Source organism: Gracilibacillus salitolerans (genome assembly GCF_009650095.1).
GTDB classification, from domain to species: domain Bacteria; phylum Bacillota; class Bacilli; order Bacillales; family Amphibacillaceae; genus Gracilibacillus; species Gracilibacillus salitolerans.
In genome coordinates, this window is sequence record NZ_CP045915.1 from 969715 (window position 1) to 992503 (window position 22789).

At 36.9% G+C, this 22789-nt stretch carries 22 protein-coding genes; 19 read left to right on the forward strand and 3 right to left on the reverse strand.

All coding sequences use genetic code 11. The annotated features are described in order from the left end of the window. Positions 1–7 precede the first annotated feature (7 nt). The 9 genes from GI584_RS04780 to pdaA all read left to right on the forward strand — a co-directional run bounded on the left by GI584_RS04780 (position 8) and on the right by pdaA (position 7911). Positions 8–676 carry an amino acid ABC transporter permease gene (locus GI584_RS04780; protein ID WP_153790434.1) on the forward strand — a complete coding sequence of 223 codons (669 nt, stop codon included), beginning with the start codon at positions 8–10 and terminating at the stop codon, positions 674–676. 738 nt (positions 677–1414) lie between these two features. After that, a complete protein-coding gene (locus tag GI584_RS04790) occupies positions 1415–2563 on the forward strand; it encodes an NAD-dependent epimerase/dehydratase family protein (protein WP_153790436.1) in 1149 nt (382 codons plus the stop codon). A gap of 28 nt (positions 2564–2591) precedes the next feature. Further along, positions 2592–3734, forward strand: a complete 1143-nt coding sequence (locus GI584_RS04795) for a glycosyltransferase family 4 protein (protein ID WP_153790437.1) — start codon at positions 2592–2594, stop codon at positions 3732–3734. After that, positions 3731–4174, forward strand: a complete 444-nt coding sequence (locus tag GI584_RS04800; RefSeq protein WP_100361759.1) for a GtrA family protein — start codon at positions 3731–3733, stop codon at positions 4172–4174. Before GI584_RS04795 ends, GI584_RS04800 begins: the two co-directional genes overlap by 4 nt. A gap of 46 nt (positions 4175–4220) precedes the next feature. Further along, the gene (locus GI584_RS04805) at positions 4221–4613 is read left to right on the forward strand and encodes an OsmC family protein (protein WP_153790438.1); all 393 of its coding nucleotides are present in this window, start codon (positions 4221–4223) and stop codon (positions 4611–4613) included. Between the two features lie 58 nt (positions 4614–4671). Next, the gene (locus GI584_RS04810; RefSeq protein ID WP_153790439.1) at positions 4672–5439 is read left to right on the forward strand and encodes a YfkD family protein; all 768 of its coding nucleotides are present in this window, start codon (positions 4672–4674) and stop codon (positions 5437–5439) included. 142 nt (positions 5440–5581) lie between these two features. Then, entirely contained in the window at positions 5582–5731 is a 150-nt protein-coding gene (locus tag GI584_RS23780) for an SE1561 family protein (RefSeq protein ID WP_194842121.1), read from the forward strand. Between the two features lie 24 nt (positions 5732–5755). After that, positions 5756–7060 carry a Na+/H+ antiporter family protein gene (locus GI584_RS04815; RefSeq protein WP_153790440.1) on the forward strand — a complete coding sequence of 435 codons (1305 nt, stop codon included), beginning with the start codon at positions 5756–5758 and terminating at the stop codon, positions 7058–7060. 56 nt (positions 7061–7116) lie between these two features. After that, positions 7117–7911, forward strand: a complete 795-nt coding sequence (gene pdaA, locus GI584_RS04820; protein ID WP_100361755.1) for a delta-lactam-biosynthetic de-N-acetylase — start codon at positions 7117–7119, stop codon at positions 7909–7911. 38 nt (positions 7912–7949) lie between these two features. On the opposite strand, the gene GI584_RS04825 is transcribed toward pdaA, so the two are convergent. Together GI584_RS04825 and GI584_RS04830 are read right to left on the reverse strand one after the other, a co-directional pair. Continuing rightward, positions 7950–10046, reverse strand: a complete 2097-nt coding sequence (locus tag GI584_RS04825; protein WP_153790441.1) for an RNA degradosome polyphosphate kinase — start codon at positions 10044–10046, stop codon at positions 7950–7952. Between the two features lie 96 nt (positions 10047–10142). Next, positions 10143–11666, reverse strand: coding sequence for a Ppx/GppA family phosphatase (locus GI584_RS04830; RefSeq protein WP_153790442.1), 1524 nt, complete (start codon positions 11664–11666; stop codon positions 10143–10145). A gap of 85 nt (positions 11667–11751) precedes the next feature. Here GI584_RS04830 and GI584_RS04835 point away from each other — a divergent pair, with 85 nt between their 5' ends. Beyond that, positions 11752–12624: a DNA-3-methyladenine glycosylase family protein gene (locus GI584_RS04835; RefSeq protein ID WP_153790443.1), complete on the forward strand. Its 873-nt coding sequence runs from the start codon at positions 11752–11754 to the stop codon at positions 12622–12624. On the opposite strand, the gene GI584_RS04840 is transcribed toward GI584_RS04835, so the two are convergent. Next, positions 12621–13967 carry a hypothetical protein gene (locus GI584_RS04840; protein ID WP_153790444.1) on the reverse strand — a complete coding sequence of 449 codons (1347 nt, stop codon included), beginning with the start codon at positions 13965–13967 and terminating at the stop codon, positions 12621–12623. The two genes, GI584_RS04835 and GI584_RS04840, sit on opposite strands and share 4 nt — an antisense overlap. A gap of 367 nt (positions 13968–14334) precedes the next feature. On the opposite strand from GI584_RS04840, the gene GI584_RS24365 reads away from it, so the two are divergent. From GI584_RS24365 to GI584_RS04880, 9 genes are all read left to right on the forward strand, one after another. Continuing rightward, a complete protein-coding gene (locus GI584_RS24365; RefSeq protein WP_407647411.1) occupies positions 14335–14439 on the forward strand; it encodes a hypothetical protein in 105 nt (34 codons plus the stop codon). A gap of 206 nt (positions 14440–14645) precedes the next feature. Next, complete coding sequence (locus tag GI584_RS04845; RefSeq protein ID WP_153790445.1) at positions 14646–16772, forward strand: ATP-dependent Clp protease ATP-binding subunit; 2127 nt, start codon at positions 14646–14648, stop codon at positions 16770–16772. Between the two features lie 212 nt (positions 16773–16984). After that, the gene (locus GI584_RS04850) at positions 16985–17485 is read left to right on the forward strand and encodes a hypothetical protein (protein ID WP_153790446.1); all 501 of its coding nucleotides are present in this window, start codon (positions 16985–16987) and stop codon (positions 17483–17485) included. 185 nt (positions 17486–17670) lie between these two features. Beyond that, complete coding sequence (locus tag GI584_RS04855) at positions 17671–18180, forward strand: RNA polymerase sigma factor (RefSeq protein WP_100361748.1); 510 nt, start codon at positions 17671–17673, stop codon at positions 18178–18180. Beyond that, positions 18177–19466 carry a DUF4179 domain-containing protein gene (locus GI584_RS04860; RefSeq protein ID WP_100361747.1) on the forward strand — a complete coding sequence of 430 codons (1290 nt, stop codon included), beginning with the start codon at positions 18177–18179 and terminating at the stop codon, positions 19464–19466. Before GI584_RS04855 ends, GI584_RS04860 begins: the two co-directional genes overlap by 4 nt. 421 nt (positions 19467–19887) lie before the next feature. Beyond that, positions 19888–20718, forward strand: a complete 831-nt coding sequence (locus GI584_RS04865) for a dimethylarginine dimethylaminohydrolase family protein (protein WP_153790447.1) — start codon at positions 19888–19890, stop codon at positions 20716–20718. Positions 20719–20906: 188 nt separating this feature from the next. Beyond that, positions 20907–21092, forward strand: a complete 186-nt coding sequence (locus GI584_RS04870; protein WP_100361745.1) for a PLDc N-terminal domain-containing protein — start codon at positions 20907–20909, stop codon at positions 21090–21092. Then, positions 21093–22001: an ABC transporter ATP-binding protein gene (locus tag GI584_RS04875; RefSeq protein WP_153790448.1), complete on the forward strand. Its 909-nt coding sequence runs from the start codon at positions 21093–21095 to the stop codon at positions 21999–22001. Next, a complete protein-coding gene (locus GI584_RS04880; protein WP_153790449.1) occupies positions 22001–22777 on the forward strand; it encodes an ABC transporter permease in 777 nt (258 codons plus the stop codon). Before GI584_RS04875 ends, GI584_RS04880 begins: the two co-directional genes overlap by 1 nt. Positions 22778–22789 lie beyond the last annotated feature (12 nt).

Consider the following 22789-nt stretch of genomic DNA (forward strand, 5'->3'; position numbering starts at 1 on the left):
TGATACCATGGGTGATTTTTTTGATGTGAAATTAGCGATAGAGAATTTACCACTGATTTTAAGTGGTTTACCGATGACATTGATTGTGTCATTCGCAAGTATGGGATTAGGACTCGTACTGGGATTATTCGTATCCTTGGCAAGAAGATCGGATCTGGTACTGTTCCGCTATCCTGCCAGAGTTTATATATCGTTCATGCGCGGAACACCAATCTTAGTCTTTTTATTTATTTTATATTATGGTTTACCGATGATTGACTTGAAAATTCCAGCAATCATGGCAGCGATCTTAGGATTTGGCTTGAACAGTGCCGCTTATATTGCCGAAGTCATTCGTTCATCTATTAACAGTGTGCCGAAAGGTCAGTGGGAATCTGCTAAGGCATTAGGTTTCGGCTATTGGCAATCGTTAATGAAAATTATCTTACCACAGAGTACGCGAATTGCGTTGCCGCCATTAACAAATGTCTTTTTAGATTTAGTGAAGGCGACCTCCTTGGCAGCGGTCATCACGGTGCCGGAGCTTTTCCAAAAAGCACAAATCGCCGGGGGAAGATCCTTCGATTCACTGACAATGTACGTGCTAGTCGCACTTATTTACTGGCCGATATGTATACTGATATCTGTTTTTCAGGAGCGCTTAGAAAACAAATTCAGTAGATTTATGAAATCCTAATCCGTAGAGAAACTAAATTCTCTACGGAATTTTTTGGATAGGGAAAAAGAAAGCATATAATTTGTACGCTGTATTAATAAACTGCGAAGTTATACGTTTTAGACTTGCTTTCTTCCATTCTTTTCTTGATGAGTGCATAACCATCGCTGCGGAAAAATACTCCCTTTCCGTGGGGAAAGCTTCAGCCTCCTCGCGAGCAAAGAACGCTCACTGCGGGGTCTTCAGACTGTTCCTTTCCCACAGGAGTGTCGTATTTTTTCCACAGCTTAGAGTAGTTTCCTGGTGAAGTAGGAGGAAATCCAGAGAATCTAATCTATCAGTTCTATTCTTCCAACAATCAAAGAATCACTACTAGCGCAGGCAGAATACGCAGACTCCAGTGGGAACAGCGCGAGCTGAAGATCCACTTGGTAAAGTGATTTTCTTTACCAAGTTAGCTGAAGCCGTGCCCACGGAAAGCGAAGTATTCTGCTGGAGTGGTATCACAGCACTCACCTTTAATCAGAATGGAAGAAAGTAAATATGAATTTTCACTAGTTCGCAGTATGTATCTACTGTGCAGGTTATAAGCAAGTACCGGGCGTGTTTTTTGATTTGCCTGGTTTTTCTTGGTTTTACTTTTTAGTAAAAAGTATGTAAATATTCTGAATATTCTACCCCGTTATTTTTGAACAATGTTAATATCAATATTATAGAGTTTTGATTTCTTGAAAAGTAGAGAAAAGAAGGTGGGAGAAGATGAAGATTATTGTGGCAGGAGGAGATGGCTTTTGTGGTTGGCCAACTGCTCTATACCTATCCAAACAAGGACATGAAGTTGCAATCATTGATAATCATGCAAGAAGGAAAATTGACAACGAGCTCCATTCTAATTCATTAACACCTATCGCTTCATTAGAGGAGCGAGTGGAGAAGTGGCAAGAAATTACTGGAAAACAAATTAATCTTTATGAAGGTGACTTGATACATTATGATTTTCTAAAAGAAGTGTTAAAAAATGAACAACCAGATGCATTTGTTCATTTTGCCGAACAACGATCAGCCCCCTATTCCATGATTGACAGAGAACATGCGGTGTACACGCAGGAAAATAATGTGACCGGAACGTTAAATGTACTTTTCGGTATCAGAGAAATTGTTCCAGATTGCCATTTAATAAAATTGGGTACACTTGGAGAATATGGAACACCTAATATCCCTATTGAAGAAGGCTATATTGAAATTGAACATAAAGGAAGAAAGGATACATTACCATTTCCGAAACAGCCTGGTTCTTTCTATCATTTATCTAAAGTTCATGATAGTCATAATATCATGTTTGCTTGCAAAATCTGGGGTCTTCGGGCAACGGATTTAAATCAAGGTATCGTGTACGGTTTAGAAACGGATGAAACGAAATTAGATCCTGTCCTTACTAACCGTTTAGATTATGATGGTGTCTTCGGTACTGCCTTAAATCGTTTTATTATCCAAGCAACTGTTGGTCAAGATTTAACTGTATATGGCAAGGGTGGGCAAACGAGAGGATTCCTTAATATTAAGGATACAGTTCGCTGTATTGAAATTGCAGCTGAGAACCCGGCAGATCACGGCGAATTCCGAGTGTTCAATCAATTTACCGAACAATTTTCAGTAGGTGACTTGGCGGAAAAAGTTCAAAAAGTAGCCCGAGAGGAAGGCTTTGATACGAAAATTGCTCACTTAGAAAATCCAAGAGTGGAGCTAGAAGATCATTTCTTTAAAGCGGTAAATACAAAATTAAAAGATCTTGGATTAGAACCGTATCTTCTTGACGAAAAGGTAATAAGAGAAATTCTTCGAACAGTGATGAAATATAAAGATCGTGTTATCGAAAAAAATATTTTACCACAAGTCAAATGGAAATAATCGAACCATAAATAAGGGTGATCTGGCAATGAACATACTTATCATTACCGAAACATTTCTACCTTCAACCGATGGTGTGGTTACAAGATTAACGAATAGTATTCGCTATTTTTTGAAAAATGGACATCAAGTGACAGTAATCGCACCAGATCTAGGGGTAAGTGAATTCGAAGGGGCAAAAGTAATCGGGTTACCCGCTCGTAGGTTGCCATTTTATCGTTCCAAATCATTCGCCTTACCGAATTACCGTGTAAAAAAACTGCTACTTGAATGTAATCCAGATATCGTACACGTGGTAAATCCAGCACTACTTGGAGCTTCTGGCATTCATTTTGCCAAAAAATCCAATTATCCTTTGATTGCGTCGTATCACACACAGGTTCCAAAGTACGCCGAGTATTATCATTTATCGATGTTCAAAGGCCTTCTGTGGTGGTATTTTCGCAAATTACATAATCAAGCATCCATTAACCTGTGTACATCCAATGTGGTGAAAGAAGAATTAGAGCAACAGAATTTTCACAATGTACATGTATGGAAACGAGGTGTGGATACCAGTCTTTTTCATCCAGCCAAGTCAGATCCAAAGATGAGGCATCGGTTAACCAATGGAATGGATGATAAAAAGCTGTTATTGTATGTTGGTAGACTTGCTCCAGAAAAAGAAATAGAAAAGATCCGAACAGTCTTGGAACAGTCGGACCAATTTGTTTTGGCGGTTGTTGGAGACGGTCCACATCGTCTACCGTTGGAACAATATTTTCAAGGTACAAATACTATCTTTACTGGATTTATGCATGGTGAAGAATTAGCAAAAGCCTATGCTTCTGCAGATGTGTTTGTTTTTCCATCTACAACAGAAACATTAGGGTTAGTACTAATGGAAGCCATGGCCTCGGGTTTACCAATTGTTGCAGCTGATAGTGGTCCGACACGTGAGCAGATCGAACACGAAAAACACGGTTTATTATACAATCCTAATCATATGGGGAGTTTTACAGAAACGATACTGCGATTAGAAGATAAAGCATTACGTAATAGCCTGGCTGATAGTGCTTGGCGAGATATTCACCAAATGGGATGGGATGATCAGTCCAAGCAAGCGTTAACTTTTTATTTACAGGTGATCGAATTACTTCATAAAGACTACAATAAGAAGGAATGTTCATGAAAGAGAAGAAGAGAAAAAGCGGTCGGTTTCAATTTTTTCAATTCAGTATCATTGGTGCCAGTAATGCATTAATTGACATTGGTGTACTAAATGTATTGTTACTGTTATTCCATACCGAGAATTCGGCTCTCCTTATTGTATATAATAGTATTGCCTATAGCCTTGCGATATTAAATAGTTATATTTGGAATGCTAGGATCACTTTTAAACGTGTATCCAAAGGTAGTCCTTACCAGCGATTTGTCTTTTTTACTCAAGCTTTGATTAGTTTAGGAATTAGTAACCTTGTTTTCTTGGGAGCTAATTCCTTATTTGCTATAATGGAATTACCTAATTGGTGGCGTTATAATCTATCTAAGGTCATAGCGATGGGATTATCTTCTTTAGCTAGTTTTTTTATGATCAAGTACGTTGTGTTTAAAGATTATAGAAAAAAATGAATATAGGTTTTCAAAGAAGCTACACTACACTTAAGGAGGCGTTCAGATGGACTTTTATTTATCAGAAGGTGGCGTTCGAACCATTTTACCGTTCGGGGAGTTAGATATATCAGGAAATGAAGAACTGGGTTACCGACCGTTCGAATTAATGGTCGCTTCAGTTGCAGGGTGCAGTGCTTCGGTCTTTCGCAAAGTACTGGATAAAAAAAGAATCGAAATTGATGATCTAAAGATTTCAGCAGAAGTTGAAAGATCACCAGAGGAAGCAAATAAAATTTCTTCGATTCATCTTCATTTAGTTATAAAAGGGGTAAACCTAAAAAAAGATCAGATCGAAAAAAGCATGGAAATTGCACGAAAAAATTGTTCGATGATTCAAACCATTGAAGATAGTGTAAAGATTACCGAAACGCTTGAAATAGTGAATTTAAGTAATTAGTACGCATATTTTTCGCTCCTTTTGTAACACTAAGGGAAAAAAGGAGCGAAAACAAATAATGGAGAAAGTCGGCCTTTCTGTGATTTTATGTTTAATGATGCTAACCATCCCTCTAATTGCAGAGTCCAAAGAGGAAAAGCAAGATGATCTAGTGTCGATCGAGAATGAAAATACCTATAAACAAATGTCGGAAGAAGATACGATGATCGAACCGAGTAAACTAGTAGAGGAACTCTTAGAGGATGTTAATGTTGAAATAGATAATCCACTGTTAATCAAATCATTAAATGAATCAACCATTAACCCGTCACCAATTGCTTTTGGCTATCGTGCCAATGTATATCTCGGACATTGGCCTTTATCGTATCAATCAGAATCTTCTGAGATCAATTGGGATTTTCAAACGATTAATACGAATGAAGTGAATAATGTCAATGGTGAGAAAAATGAGGAGATTTATTATTATCAAATTGAAGAAAAACACGTGAAAGGTGCACTGACAGCAAAAGTGGACCAAACTGATCAGATTAAACAAATGATTTTACAAAAAGCAAGGGATCAGCATGATTTCCCACTTACCTTTCATGCAGTGGTTGGAAAAGAAACAAAGCTTAGTAAAACATATACCGTTCCGACTTCAAAAATTGGACAATTAAAAGCAAATATACCAGTAGTTAAAGACACTGGAGAAGTCACGATGGGAGAAGTATACATTGAATTGAAAGGTTCCAAAAAAAATCTGGTTATTAAAAATGTTACAAAACAGGAAGTAGGAGCCTATATCCCGATTGCGAACCATCTCACTTTTACATTTGAGACAAAATAACGTATGGACGCATGCATTCTCGTAACGAAAAAGGGGGATGCATGCTTTTATGTTTGTAAGGATCCATCTAACCAAGAAAGGGCTAGACATGTATGTTTTTTTGGATTAGGATGAGTAGGGGAACTTGGAAAGGGGTGTTGTTGTGAGTAATGAGGAGAAGATTAAAGAGCTTCGGTTACAACTGGAGCATTTTATGGAACGTTTAGATCATTTGGACCCGGAACAAACCTCGATTGAGGATGTGGACCAGTTAATTCAGATGGTCGAAAAAATAGAAAAAGACCTTGGCTAAAGAAAAGAGGGAGAGGAAAACAGTATGGAATGGGTAGTTGTTGTTTCTGTTATTGTCATGCTTGCCCTAAGTTTGTTAAGGGTTCATGTTATTTTTGCGATTATTATTGCAGCGGTAGTAGCTGGACTTATGGCAGGTATGAACATTCAAGATACAATTGAATTGTTAATTGAAGGAATGGGTGGGCAGGCAAACACAGCGTTAAGTTATATTTTACTTGGTGTGTTTGCGGCTATGATCAGTTATACCGGAATCACATCGATATTAGTTCGATCTTTAATTAAAGTATTAACAAACAAAAAAACGGTGCTTGTATTAGTAATAGCCGGTGTTGCTTCAATGTCTCAAAATATTGTGCCGGTTCATATCGCATTTATTCCGATTTTGATACCACCATTATTAACTTTATTTGATCAAATGAAATTAGACCGACGTGCGGTAGCCACTGCTTTGACGTTCGGCCTTAAAGCACCTTATGTGATGATTCCTGTAGGGTTTGGCCTTATTTTTCACCAAACCATTCAAGAGGGAATGAGCAATAATGGTGTAGATATAACGATAAGAGAAAGTGCTTTATCGATGTTATTACCAGGTATCGGTATGATGATTGGTTTACTGATCGCAGTATTTTTTACATATCGTAAACCTCGTGAAGCAAAACAATGGTTACCAACCGATGGTATAAGTTATGATAATCAGAAAAAAGTAACCTTCAACTATACACATGGTTTAACGATTGTAGCCATATTAGCTGCATTAGTTGTACAGATTTTTACCGAAAGTCTTGTGATTGGTGCATTGACAGGTGTTATTTTAATGGTGTTATTTTTTGTCGTACCATTACGGGAAGGGGATGCTTTTGTTCAGCAAGGTGTTGGCATTATGGGGACAATTGCTTTCGTAATGCTTGTTGCGTCTGGTTTTGGTCATATTCTGAAGGAAACGGGTGCTGTTGATGCATTAGTGGCATCTTCATCTGATATGTTGGCAGGTCATCAGGCCATCATCGCCTTTATTTTGTTATTAGTCGGTTTAGTGATTACCTTGGGAATAGGCTCTTCCTTTGGTACAATACCAATTATTGCGGCCCTTTATGTTCCAATTTGTATGGCAGCAGGATTTTCGCCAATGGCAATAGCCGTATTAATCGGTACTGCAGGTGCATTAGGGGATGCTGGTAGTCCAGCCAGTGACAGTACATTAGGACCGACATCCGGTTTAAGTGCTGACGGCAAGCACCATCATATTTGGGAGACATGTGTGCCAACTTTTATACATTTTAATATTCCATTGTTTATATTTGGATGGATTGCCAGCGTTATTTTATAAAATCAGAGGATATGAACACCATTTTTACTTAAACTAAAAATAAAAAAGGTGATCATATGAAAAAGATATTTGTAATGGTGTTCTTCTTCTTGCTTGTTATCCCTATGGAAGCAGGAGCTGTCAGCCATGGCTGGGGATATAATAAAGGTAAGAATCAACAGCCACCAGATGTGGGGATCTATGAGCAAATGTTAGCAAAGCATCAAAGCTATTACATGGATCCATCAGGTGACAAACATGTTTATTTAACGTTCGATAATGGTTATGAAGCTGGTTTTACCGAACAAATATTAGATGTACTGAAAGAAAAGGGAGTGCCAGCCACCTTTTTCTTAACCGGTCATTATGTGGAAGATCAGCCAGAGTTAGTTCGTCGTATGCTGGTGGATGGTCATATTGTAGGTAACCACTCTGACGGCCACCGTGACTTTACTAAGATATCAAAAGAGGAATTTAGGAAAGATGTCACAGTTTTAACAGAAAGAATTAAGAAGATAGATGATAAAGCCGTTGTTCAATATATTCGTCCTCCAAAGGGAACTTTTAATGAAGATTCATTAAGTTGGGCAAATGAACTGGGCTATACCCATATTTTTTGGTCATTGGCATTTGTGGATTGGAATGAAGGATCTGAGAAAGGCTGGAAGCATGCTTATGAACAGGTAATGAATCAGATTCACCCAGGAGCGATTATTCTGATGCATACTGTTTCGCAGGATAATGCGGATGCTTTGGAACATTTGATTGAAGACTTACGAGAACAAGGATATCAATTTAAAAGCTTAGACGATCTCATGTTAAAACAACTGCTTCCCGAGGAATTAATCGGATTCACTAAAAGTGCCCGATAAAAAACAACCCCGTTTGATTTATTCAAACGGGTTCTCTGTTATTCCTCATCTTCTAATACATTATAGGCCATATCGAATAACATTAGTTGACTATCCAATAAAGTACCTGTTGTTTGATATCTGATTCGTGAATAGCTGCCATCGTGTGCCTGGACTCTGGTCTTGGCTGAGTCTCTACACGTAATGTCTAGAATGGAAAGAATCCTTGATTTGATTCTGCCTTCAAAAATTGGGAACATTAATTCTACACGTTTTACCATGTTTCTTGTCATTAAATCAGCAGAGGATAAGAATATTTTCTCTTCCCCATTATGATGGAAATAGTAAATACGACTATGTTCTAAAAACCTGCCGACAATACTTTGGACCTGGATATTATCACTGACACCAGAGATGCCAGGCCGTAAACAGCAGATACCTCGAACGATTAGGTCAATTTTTACACCGACTTGAGATGCATCGTAAAGTTTTTGGATCAATAGTTTATCCGTTAAGGAGTTCATCTTAGCAATAATTCGCCCATTTCCATAGCGTTTATGAAAGGCCATCTCTTTATCGATGTAATCAATGATATCATTACGAATATCAAACGGAGCCATTGATAAATGATGGTAATTTGGTTTTTCCGTATAACCACTTAAATAATTGAAAAAATTGGTCGCGTCTACTCCAAATTTCCGTTTTGTCGTTAGATAGGACATATCAGTATAAAATTTCGCCGTTTGATCATTGTAATTACCTGTTCCTAGATGAACGATTCGCTCGATTCCTCCAGTAGTTTTCCGGACAATAAGTGTTATTTTGCTGTGTGTTTTTAACGATATCATGCCATAAATAACGTGACAGCCTGCTTTTTCTAACTCCTTCGCCCATTGCACATTATTTTCTTCATCAAATCGTGCTTTTAATTCTACCAGTACAGTAACTTGTTTACCGTTTTCTGCAGCCCGTTTTAAACCGGCGATGATAGGTGAACCACCACTGACGCGATACAATGTTTGCTTAATTGCTAATACTTCCGGATCATCAACGGCATCACGAATTAAGTCAACAATAGGTTCAAATGATTCATAAGGATGGTGTAAAAATAAATCTCTTTTTCTAACTGCCTCAAATACATTTTCATCATCATGAATATCCTGAGCAGGTTGGGGGATTAATGTTTCATATATTAAATGCTCGTATTCTTTTTGAATATGACTATAGAAATCATATAAAAAGGTGAGATCAAGCGGCCCATTAATGATGTATAAGTCTTTTTTATGAATTTCAAGCACATGAAGTAAAAATTCAATCATGTCCGGATTGTTTTCGCGAGCATCTACCTCCAGACGGACTGCCGCTCCCCACTTTCTTTTCTTTAATTCTTTTTCAATTTCTTTCAAAAGGTCACGAGCACCTTCCTCGTGAATGGTCATATCGGCATTTCTAGTGATTCGAAAGGTAGTAGCAGTCAGTACATGATAGCCTGCAAAAAATTTATGAATGAAATAACGAATCAAATCTTCAAGCAATACGTATTGTTGCATATCCCCGACTTGAATGAATCGGTCAAGTAAAGCGGGAACCTGTACAATCGCTGTTTTAACTTGTTCATGTTCCATGTCATAAATATCTTTAAGCTGTACTGCCAGGTTTAACGATTTATTTAGCAGCATTGGAAAAGCGCGATACGCATCGATGGCCATTGGTGTTAGTACAGGGAAAATTTGTTCATCAAAGTAATCTTCTAATTCACTGATTTGATTGGAAGTTAAGTCCTCCATATCAATAATGTGAATCTTCTCTTTTCTTAACTGGGGTAATAGCTCTTTATATAAATCATATTGTTGTTCAACAAGTTCATGATTAAAGTCTGAAATTCTGGAGAGTTGCTGTTTCGGCGTTAAACCAGATTTATTATCAGGGCGATTAAATCCGGCTTTTACTTGATCCTTTAAACCGGCAACACGTACCATAAAAAATTCATCTAAATTAGAAGAAAAGATGGCGAGGAAACGTAATCTCTCTAATAATGGATTTGTTTCATCGTCAGACTCTTCCAGCACTCGTTTATTAAAAGAAAGCCAACTCAACTCACGGTTATTATAGTAAGCTGGTAGCTCTAAATTTTTCTCTTGTTTGACGGTTGACATCAATCATCATCCTTTTTCGACAATCTCTATCATTATCATAACGCTAAAACACCAATATTTTGTTAATAAAATGTAATTGTTTTGTAAATTAAATATTTACGAAACAAAATTTAATTCCACATCCTTTTTGATTGCCTTCTCCATATGTTTCTTTTGTTTTTCAGATTGATACTCTTCAGGTTTCGCGTCTCCATCACAATGTAATGTTACCACCAATTTATCTTTTCTGATGTCACAGTTGATTTCTTTGACTACCTGACGTTTTGTTGCGTCTAAACAATAGCTAAATTTTAATAACGCACCTAAATGACGCAGTTTTTTTTGTTCCTCTTTTAAAAACCATTGTTTATAAGGCTTGATAAATTGTTTGAATACCGTCTTGTTTTTATAGGAAGCGATTAATGCTAGCTGTAAGCGATCTTTATGCATTAAGCCATCAATCGTTCGGTTAGCTAGTAAATAAAAGGTATGCTGTGCACTTGATTCAGCATCGATATATTCGCCAAGATGGCATAAATAGCTTGCCCTTTTTAATAATGTCCAATCTTTTTTCGTTAAATGCAGAAGACCATTTTCTTTTAAATAATCAAATAGTTTTCTTGTTAGATATTGGACATGCAATATTTGCTTTGGATCCAAGTCAAAATCATTGATCAGCTCTTGAATGCTATCCTCTAACACATTGGGAAAAAGGATAGACCCCATTTCCTTGGATAATTGTTCATAGAACACACCATCACGAAGCCCTTTGCGACTTAAAATAAAACAGTCTGCCTGAATCATTTTATATAAACTATGGAACACTTCAATAGCAGGAATGATAATATCGGCTCGATCCTTGGATAATCCTTCTACTTTTGGTAACTTATCTGGTTTTAATGAGGTTAAATAGTTACTAACATGGATAATGTCTGTATCATACATTTTATATTGATGTAGACCGGCAAGAGGATATTTTTTCAGATTTTGATCTATTTGTACAAGGTTACGGGCACTCCCCCCGATAGCAACCAAAGGGACTTCCCTATTACGCAACCAAGGTAATGTGGCAAATTGTTCTGCTAAGTAATCTCGTATCTGTTTTAACTCCTCGCTGGTAGGGCTCTCTTTTGCAAAGAATTCTTTTAGCGTTAAGGCACCGAAAGGAAAACTGTGTGCTTTTATTAATTCTCTATTTTCAAAATAAGTAACCTCTGTACTGCCACCACCAATATCAACGGTAATGCCAGTTGAAATAGAGGTGGAATTGACAACGGCGAGGTAGCCATAATAGGCTTCCTCTTCTTCTGATAATATCCGCATTGTCAGGCCTGTTTGTTTTTCTACTTGGATCAAAATTTCCTCTTGATTCTCTGCCTGCCTGATTGTCGCAGTTGCTACGCAAACGACCTCCTGTAATGCATATGTTGCTGATACATCTTGAAAGCTCTGGAGTGTTGCAATTAGTCGTTGTATACCGGCTGTATTTAACGTATTATCTGATTCTAAGAAAGTACGCAGTCTGGCAACAGCTTTAACGTTTTCTACTTCCTTTAACCTGCCGCCTTTTTCTCTTAAATAGATTACTAGGCGCATTGTATTGGAACCTATGTCGATAATGGCATAATATTGTTTTTGCATGCTCTATCACCCTATATGTTGTGAATTTTTCTATATTATACCATAATAGAGTGAAAACTCTGAAATATCGGAAGGAGTTCTTATAATGTGGCAGGAAAAAATAGAACTGAGAATGTCTTATGATTATGACTATCTATTATTTAGGTTAGATATGGATAAGTTGAATTATGTCGATTTCAAGAAGCGATCCGTGTTAGTGCCGTTGCGAATTGATCAGGAGAAGCATGTTGTAACGGTGACCGCAACGGGTACAACAGAAAATCCTAGCTTTTTAATAGAAGGGCGAGATACAGAGCGAAAGAAAGATCTGCTTGTCCAAATAGCTGATATATTTGCTTGGGATCAGGATTTACAAAAGATTCAGCAATTTTTCGCCGAAACAGATTTAGCAGGCTTGTTTGAAAACTACCCAGCGACACCATTGATTCGAGAATTTGATCCATTTAGTAATTTAGTGAAAACGATTATTCATCAACAATTAAATATGGCTTTTGCTCAAGTTTTAACCGCAAGATTTGTGACAACTTATGGCGAACAACTTGATGGTGTCTGGTTTTATCCGACACCTGAAAAGGTAGCAAACATTCCTTATCAAGAGCTGCAAGACATGCAATTTAGTAGACGAAAAGCAGAATACGTCATTGATACTGCAAAGAAAATTGTCGCAAATGAGCTCCATCTAACTTCATTTTATGACAAAAGCGATCAAGAAGTGATGCAACAATTAACCAAAATTCGCGGAATTGGCGCATGGACCGTACAAAATTGGCTGATGTTCTCACTGGGTAGACAGGACCTTTTTCCATCGAGTGATATCGGCATTCAGAATGCGTTAAAACTTCATTTTGGTCTTGAAAATAAACCAACTGCAGCCAAACTAGACGAATGGAATCAGGCATGGAAACCATACCGTTCTTATGCTGCTATGACACTATGGCGCAGTATTGAAGAAACTTAAGAAGGTATGTTGACCATCAACTGTTTATATGTGTTTGCTTGTTCTTTATCACCTTTTGCTAAATAGCTTTTGTATAGATATTGGATCGGGGCAGGATCATCTGGTGTAAGTTCCATTTCCCATTCAAAACAAGCAATTGCTTGATCATACTGTTCCAAGTCAAAGTAGATTTCACCTAAGGCAAATTGCTGGTCTGGATTATCGGTTAGTTTTTCCATTTTCCTTAGCTTTTGCATAATTGGAAGCTCCGTATCCTTTAGTGATGTGATGATTTCTTTTAAAGGCAGATGCTGTAATAGTTTTTTAATGGTTAAATGGAGAACTCTCTCTAGTTGTGCAGCATCATCTTTGTATACGGTCAATAATGTTTGTAATAAAGGTTGGTAATCTTCTGTTAATTGATCAGTAGAAACTGATTCAAGTGCCTTCTCGAACAGCTCATGATCTTCAATTGCTTCATTGTGGTGAAGATAATGCCTTAAAATTGCTTGATAGCCGTTCAGTTTCACGAGTTTTTCGATGATTTCTTTTGGTTCGGGATATTCGGCTAGTACTTCTTCCCATAAAACAATTTGATCCTGCATGGATAGCAGTTCTTGGGCCAGCCCATCAAGCTTTGCAACAGCCTTTAAGGATGAACATTTGATGTAGATGAGGAAGAGCTGATCAAATTTTCGATTATCTATATGATATTGTTGGATTACAGAATTTATGACTGGGTCAGGGAAATTTTGTTCAAAATAAACAGATTCTAAATAGAGAGGATCTGACCATTCTATTGTAAGTTGATCAATGTCTTGATATTGATCTTTAAATTTTTGGAAGTCAAAATGATGGAGCATATCTTTGGCAAACATATCATGCGGGCGTATTTGCACATAGTTGGCAAGGATTCGGAATGCTTTCTTTAACTGACCATTTCTTCGGTAGTTGTAAAATGTTTTCTTGCATAGTGCCTCGATTTTTTTCTCATTTACATAGTTATCGAACATCGCAAGTACGTAAAGCATTTCCGTTTCGTTTAATTTGTTGGTTAGTTTTTGTACCATTTGATTATTGGAAGTAAGGCGATAAGCATTTTCTTCATTGAGCAGCGCTTTGGTTAATGGATGATCGGCAGCGAATGTATGTCCATATTGGAGAGCATTTTTTAGAAAGGATTGCAATTGTATCGAAGTCGTTTTCTTTGCGTTAATATAGCGGTCTTTGTAAAAAAACAAATGATAAGATTGGTTTTTTTGACCGGTAGCTTCTACTATTTTTGCTTGTTTGTATATTGTCATTTGTACTACATTAAAACGCATCGTCTTTTTATTATGCATTAGCTGGATGGTTGTCATCAATGAAACAACTCCTTTTTATTACGGATTATCTCTAGTGTAGCATAAATCATCTGAAGGCAAAAGAATGTTGTGAATGTAAATTCTTTGTAATGTTTTCTTTCAAAACACAAGCAGTTGTTTAGTTATGTGATAAGATAGACGAAAAGTTTACTAGGAGGATCTATGTGTTAAAAGAAATTTTATGGACGATACTCTTAGCCTTACTACTCGTATTTATTCCTTTTGGTGTTGTGATATAAAAATAATAGAAAAGCAGAGCAATCTACTATTGTGGATTGTTTTTTTATGCGAAAAGAAGTTAGAAACTTGTACAAATCCATAAACTTCGGTGTAACTTTCATGTGGTTGACAGCGATACGATAGAATTATCGTTGGATATCCAGAAGTAGAAAGAAATTTCAAGTCGATTCCATATTATGCATGGAGTAATCGCGGGGAAAATGAAATGACTGTCTGGATCCGAGAAAGATAAAAATATATTAGCATACTGTCTCATAAGTATAGTTTACGAGTGTACTGTCTAAGCTAGCTTTTGAGACAGTTTTTGTATTACATAAAAATTTTTTGAGCAAAGATCTTGAAAGTCAAAAAAGGTCAGATTATAATAATAAATAAGAAAGGTCAAATATAGTCAAAGTCAAAGTTGACCTTGATAAACAATTGAAGGAGGAATGACAAATGAAATGCCAACAATGTGGTATTCATCAAGCAACGATAAATGTAAACCTTCGATTCCATGATCAAACAGAATCTTTACATGTGTGTGACTCATGCTTTCAAGATATAAAAAATCAAATGAAACATCCATCAGGTATGTTTGGGGGACAAGATTTTGAAGGCTTCTTTGCCGGAGGAGCAAACGGTTCAAACCAAGCACATACCAAAACAAATACAAGACAAGGTAAAAAAGGAAATGGCCTACTAGATCAACTAGGGAAAAACTTGACCGATGCGGCAAGAGCTGGGTTAATTGATCCTGTGATCGGTCGTGATCAAGAGGTTAAACGTGTGGTTGAAACATTAAACCGCCGTAATAAAAATAACCCTGTTTTAATCGGGGAACCAGGTGTTGGTAAAACAGCAATAGCAGAAGGATTAGCACTAAAAGTTACGGAAGGAAACGTTCCATCTAAACTGTTGGATAAAGAGATTTACCTTTTAGATGTAGCGTCATTGGTTGCTAATACGGGAATTCGCGGTCAATTTGAAGAGCGAATGAAACAACTTGTATCCGAACTGCAAGAACGTCAAAATGTCATCCTTTTTGTTGACGAAATTCACTTACTTGTAGGTGCTGGAACGACAGAAGGCTCTCAAATGGATGCAGGTAATATCTTAAAACCAGCATTGGCACGAGGCGAATTACAGTTAATCGGTGCGACAACGTTAAAAGAGTACCGTCAGATTGAAAAAGATGCAGCACTTGAGCGTCGTTTCCAGCCGATTATGGTCAAAGAGCCATCTTTAGATGAAGCTGAGAAAATTTTGCACGGCTTGAAAGAACGCTATGAAAAATATCATCAGGTAAGCTATTCTGATGAAGTATTACGTGCTGCCGTTACATTGTCTAAACGTTATATTCAAGATCGTTTCTTACCAGACAAAGCAATTGATCTCATTGATGAGTCTGGTGCACGTCTCAACCTGGATGTAAGTGAATCAGATCATGAAGCATTGCAAAAACGTCTCGACGAAATCGCTAAAGAAAAAATGGAAGCTGCTGAAAAAGAAGACTATGAGCGTGCAGCTAACTTAAGACATCAAGAGATCAAACTAGAGAAAAAATTAGCAGAAACAAAGGAAGCACCAAAAGCAGAAGTAACGGTCGAAGATATTCAATTAATTATTGAAGAGAAAACGGGAATCCCGGTTCGTAAAATCCAATCAGATGAACAATCCAAAATGAAACACTTAGCAGACAACTTAAGTCAACAAGTGATTGGCCAACAGGTAGCCGTTGATAAAGTAGCTAAAGCGGTTCGTCGTAGTCGTGCCGGTTTGAAATCTAAACATCGTCCAATTGGTTCCTTCCTTTTTGTCGGACCAACTGGTGTCGGTAAAACCGAGTTAACCAAAGCATTAGCGGAAGAACTGTTTGGTACAAAAGAAGCGATGATTCGCCTTGATATGAGTGAATATATGGAGAAACACGCCGTATCTAAAATTATTGGATCACCACCAGGCTATGTAGGACATGAAGAAGCAGGACAATTAACCGAAAAAGTTCGTCATAACCCTTACAGCTTGATTCTGTTAGATGAAATCGAAAAAGCACATCCAGATGTACAAAATATGTTCCTGCAAATCATGGAAGACGGTCAACTAACAGATAGTCACGGCAGAACCGTAAGTTTCAAAGACTCCGTAATTATTATGACAAGTAATGCGGGTACTGGTACAAAGAATATTACGGTTGGCTTCAATAGTGACAACAATGAAGCTGTTTCAACACTAGAAAACTTAAGCAGCTATTTTAAACCAGAATTCTTAAACCGTTTTGATGCGATCATTCCATTTAATGAATTAGAACAAGAGGATCTCTTGAAAATTGTAGATCTTATGATCGCAGAATTAAGTGACCAATTAAAAGAATCTGCCCTTGAGATAACAGTAAGCGACGAAGCGAAGAAATTCCTTGCCGATAAAGGCTATGACCCTCGTTTCGGTGCACGCCCGCTACGTCGTGTGATCCAGGATAAAGTAGAAGACGGCATCACAGATCTTGTATTAGAAGAAGAGCATGTAAACAAAATAGAGATCGTGTTTGAAAACGAAGATATCGTTGTGAAGAAGAGCGCTAGCTAGTTATTTAGCTAGTGCTTTTTTCTTTAAGTATCGGTTCGCGTACTCACCGTGATTCCTTTATCTCCGTTGATTCTGAAGTCGCTACGTTTCTAAACGGGCGCTCTGCGCTTTTCTAAAGTAAAGTTTATATAAAGTTATTTAAAAATGTATTGATTCCCTTTTACTAAACATACATACTAGGTCTAAAGTTATAGTTTAGGAGGGGGGAAGAGTTGAAAAGACAGATTCGAACTGCAGAAAAGTTACTAGTCTTAGGTCTGAGTTTAATTCTCATTTTTATGGTTGTTCAAGATCTAGTTCCACTAGGTCCACTTAATGATGTCGATGCCATCTCAGAAGATCGTAGTTTCAATGAAATATTGACTGTTACCTTAATAGGTACTGTTCAAATTTTAATTTTACTAAGTATTGTACTACTATTTATGGGCAAGAGGTATCCGATCTGGATTAGGCTCTGGTTAGTCATTCATCAATCATTTATTTTCGTCGGAGCACTGATTGATTGGTGGATTCCATACTTTTTTGGTTTTGGAGCAGAGGAAAGAGTGGAAAGATATCAGCAAATGTTTGGAGAAACCCATGCTTTCTTGCCGGAAATCAATGGAATTGTACCGAATACGCTTCATGTTATCTTTCATTCGCTTTTATTGCTTTGTATTCTCTTAACTATCTATATTAGCTTCACAACTAAGAATAAAAATCATCTCGCATAAATGTGGGGTGATTTTTTTGTTTACATAATCGGAAAGTGGCCATAAAAAGATTAGAAGTGGCCATAAAGTGCTCAAAAGTGACCATAAATCTCCCAAAAGTGGCCATAAAATTTTTATCCATCCAAACTTTTTGTACTTCTTTGCGTCTAATAGATAAGATAGAAAAAGAAACGGGGGGCAGTAGGATGGTCAATGTCACAAAAAAGGATTTTCGCAAAAATAATGATGCGTTTGTATACATCATTACTACATACCGCGAAGATTTATTTCGAACTGCGATGGCTTTTTTGAAAAATAAAGAAGAAGCATTAGAAGCGATACAAGAAGTAACCTTCCGAGCTTATAAAAAACGTGGACAGTTAAAAGATATTCGTTATGTAAAAACATGGCTGATCAGAATCATGATTAATTATTGTAATGATGTATTGAAAAAAGCAAACCGTCAAATAGGTGACCGGATGTTAGAAAAAGAAGCTGCTGTAGATCATACAATGAGTATCTGGCTTGAGGATGCAATTCATCACTTAAAAAGAACAGATCAGGAATTGATATATTTAAAATATTTTCACAGCATGACATTTCCGGAACTGGCAGAGCAATTAAAAATACCAGAAAGCACAGTAAAAACAAGAGTTTACAGTGCATTAGATAAGTTAAAGCGTCAATTGGCAGACGAAGGAGGGGAGATACGATGAAAAAGCAGCTGGAAGAATGGAAAAAGCAATATGATCATGTAGAGGTAACAGAAAATGACTTGGATCAAGCAATTGAAGCAGGTGTGCAAAAAGCAGAACAGCAACGACGTCTGAAACGATGGGGAATTGCTCCAGTTGTAGCAGCGGCTATTATCTTACTATCATTCATAACGATCATAAATGCATCTCCTACGTTTGCCGCACAAGTCGCGAAGTTTCCTGGAATGGAAAAATTCATTGAGCTGGTTCAATTTGATAAAGGACAGAAAGCAGCGATAGAGAATGACTACTTTCAAATAATCGATAAGTCCGTAACAAAAGGGGATCTCACACTGACAATAGATAGTGTAATTAGAGATGAGCATGGACTTGTATTATTTTATACAGTTTCCAGTGAAAAAGAACTTAATCGCATTCGTCTGGAAGAAAGTATGATTACGAATGATCAAGGTGAGGATCTAGGATATCAATCGGTGAGTTCTCGAGATGAAGCACAAGGAACTGTAGAATACTATACAGAAGAACCTATCCCTTTTGATGACTTCACCTTTACAGCAGAAGTCGTAGGAGTAGAAACATTAGATAATGGTGTTGGCAATCAATTAAGAGAGACGATTTCGATTGATTTTCATGCGGAGAATACAAAAGAAGCTATTCATTATCAAGTAGACGAAACAGTAACTGTAGAAGGCCAAAAAATTCATATTAATTCTGTAACGATTCAACCATTGAGAACATCAATCAACCTCTATGCAGATCCTGAAAATGATATGCGTATTTTCTCATTTGATGATATTGCACTAGTTGATGAAAATGGAGAAGAATGGTCCGGGATTCAAAATGGTATGACAGCAAGTGGGACAATTGAAGATGAGAACTACGAAGTCTTTTTACAAAGCAATTATTTTGAACAGCCAGAATCATTAGTGCTTACCTTTTCTAAAATTCAGGCAGTGGATCGAAACAAGGACTATTTCCGTTTTGATTTAAAAAATGAGCAAATACTTCATGATCCGAATAATAAATTTTATGATATGGAATATAGAAATGGCTGGTTATCGGTCACGATGGATAGTATGGAAGATTATTATATGAACCCCTTTGGTGATATATTCGATCTAGATGGAAACAAAATGGAGCAAACAAGATCAAATTATGGACATACTCTAAATAATGAGTCCAGAACATTTAAACAGGCGATTCAAACAAATGAATCAATCATAGATGTCAAATTATCCAGCTATCCGAACTGGATCGAAGAAAAAGTAGAAATCCCTTTAAAATAAAAGAAGCACGGTTGGCAGTCTAGTGACGAACCAACCGTGCTTGTTTAGGATATTACTTTATCTCTATGAAAGAACGAATCATTTGATTACTGAAACATTACTTTAAATGTTAAAATGATGCATGTGAACAAGTTCGGATTTTTTCTTTTTGGACGATTCATGAAAGATCCTCCTTAATAAGTATTTATTGAAACATAAGCTTAAACGTCAAGATAACACAAGTAAAGATGTTAGGGTTTTGCATTCTTTTCCTATTCAATGTAATACCCTCCTACTTTGTATTTTTAAGTTATATTAAGAGTAGCACGGTCGATTTAACAGTAAAACAAACCTGTAAGAACATGTAACAGACTTTTTTCTTTAGAATGAATGAATCTAAATTTGGTATAATAATAAATAAAAAAAGGGAGCGCTTTTCTCCATGATTTTTCAGCAAAATGAATATGATCGCTTACAAAAAGTGATTGTCTGTCCACCCAAATACATGGAAATCAAAAATGTTATCAATGAAACACAAAAATTTTATGAAGATGAAAACATTGATGTAAAAATCGCAATGGAGCAGCATGAACGTTTTGTTCAAACATTGAAGCAGTTTGATATTGAAGTGATTGAACTAATGACAGATTCTAAGCTTAATGAGCAAGTCTTTACGAGAGATATTGGCTTTGTGAACGGGGAAACACTATTTACCTGCGAGATGGGACGTAATATAAGAAAGCCGGAAATAGATGTATTGCAGCAATTCCTTGATCATGAAGATCTAACATATACACCATTGACAACTCGCTCTATTGAAGGTGGCGATGTTGTCGTTGCAAATGATAAAGTTTATGTAGGGAGGAGCCTTCGCACTACAAGAAAAGCCATTCAAGATTTGCAAAAACAAATACCTGACAAAGAAGTCGTTACCGTTCAGATTCGAGAAGATATCCTTCATCTGGATTGTTGTTTTAATTTAGTGAGTGATAAGGTAGGACTTATTTATAATGATGCCTTTGATGAGAAGGAACGTAACTTACTTCACAATGAATATGATTTAATTGAAGTGACAGATGATGAGCAGTTTACACTTGGCACGAATGTTTTTTCTATCGGAGATGGTAAAATTATTTCGTTACCTGAAAATAAACAGGTGAATAAGCAGTTAACGAACAAAGGATTTGAAGTTGTTGAGGTTCCTTTTTCTGAAATTATTAAATCTGGAGGTTCTTTCCGTTGTTGTACACTTCCGATTGAGAGAGGGAAATAATAATGTAAAGCATGCCATTATGGGTATGCTTTTTTTTGTAGGTAAAGAAAGCACCCCGTTGATTCTGAAGTCGCTACGTTTCTAAACGGGCGCTCTCCGCTTTTCTTATATCATTACAATAAATTTACAAAGAATTCTGAAACTATTTCTCAATTAGTAACGTATCTATCTTATAGGAGGTGACCGGAATGGATGTCATCATGATGCTTGCTCCGTTAATTTTTATTCAATTTCTATTAATGATTGTCGCAATTATTGCTTTATTAAAAACAGAGCAAACAAATGGTCCTAAGCCGATGTGGGCTGTAATTATTATTTTAATCGGCTTTATTGGTCCGATTTTATTCTTTATCGTTGGAAGGAGACAATATTAAATGACAGTAATTGGGGTCGAAAAACTTACAAAGGCATTTAAAGGCAAAACAATTGTGAAAAGTCTTGATTTTCAGTTAGAAAAGGGCAGGTGTGTTGCACTGCTTGGTCCAAACGGTGCGGGTAAAACAACAACATTAAGAATGCTTTCAGGGTTGTTGAAACCGACTTCGGGAATAATTAACTTTTCCGGATCACGAAAAGGAGAAGACATTCGAAGTTTTATCGGATATCTTCCACAATATCCGGTTTTCCACCCATGGATGACAGGGAAGGAATTTCTCGTTTATGTTGGACAGCTTGCATACTTAACGAAACAAGAAGCAGCTGAAAAAGCAGATCAACTCCTCGAAAAAGTAGCAATCTATGAATCTCGCAATCAGCGAATTGGCAAATATTCAGGCGGGATGAGGCAGCGCCTCGGAATAGCACAAGCAATGATTCACAGTCCACAACTTCTTATGTTAGATGAACCAGTATCCTCATTAGATCCAATTGGACGCCGCGAAGTATTAACTTTAATGGAAGAATTAAAAACGCAAACAACGATCCTTTTTTCCACACATATTTTAGGGGATGCAGAAGAAATATCTGATGATTTATTATTGATGCATCAAGGAGAAATACTTGAATCAGGTTCGATTGATGCATTGCGACAAAGACATCAATCCGCTAAATTTGAAATCGGATTGCGCGGTGAGTCCGATACATATTTGGAGAAATTAAAAGCTCTTTCATCGGTACAGGATGTTTTGCAGGAAAAAGGAGATGTCCATGTTATTGTAGAAAATATCGAGTTAGCCAGAAAAGAAATATTAACGAAAGTACTGGAAGAGGATTGGCCGCTTGAGAAGTTAGCGTTAAGTAAGACGACGCTGGAAGATTTATTTATGAAAGTGGTGAAAAAATAATGCAATGGGTCACAATTTTTAAAAAGGAATTATTAGAAGACTGGCGCAATTTTAAATGGATTTGGGTACCACTCGTGTTCATCATCATTTGTATTATGGATCCATTGTCAACCTATTATTTGCCACAAATTTTAGAAGCTGTTGGTGGTATGCCGGAAGGAACCGTGATTGAAGGCCCGGAACTAGGACCACTGGAAGCAATTATGCTCAGTTTGACAGAAGTAAGTATGCTTGGTGTACTTGTGATTGTTGCGATCTCGATGGCAGTGATTGCAGGTGAAAGAAAAAGTGGTGTTGCGGAACTAGTGTTAGTCAAACCAGTAAGTTATTTCACCTATATTTCGGCAAAATGGGCAGCAAAATTACTATTAGTATTTACGTCTTATTTGATCGGTATGTTAACGAGCTGGTATTACGTGAATCTTTTATTTGGAGATCTCAGTGCATCACAATTCACCGGGCTATTCTTGTTTTATTTTATTTGGTTGATTTTTGTAGTATCGTTAACGATTTTTTATAATACGGTTGTCAAAATACCCGGACTTGTGTTAACACTTACGGTTGTAACGATTATGGCAATGTCGGTGATCAATCAGATTTTCTCCTACAGGATGCCATGGTTTCCGAATAGTATAAGTGAACATATTACAGGCATGTTGGTAGAAGGAACTGTACCAAATGATTTATGGGGAGCGGTTGGTATTACGTTAGGCTTGTCCATAATATTAATGGTTGCGTCTAATTTTATTTTAAAAACAAAAGAAATGGCTGATTAGAGTTCGTGCATT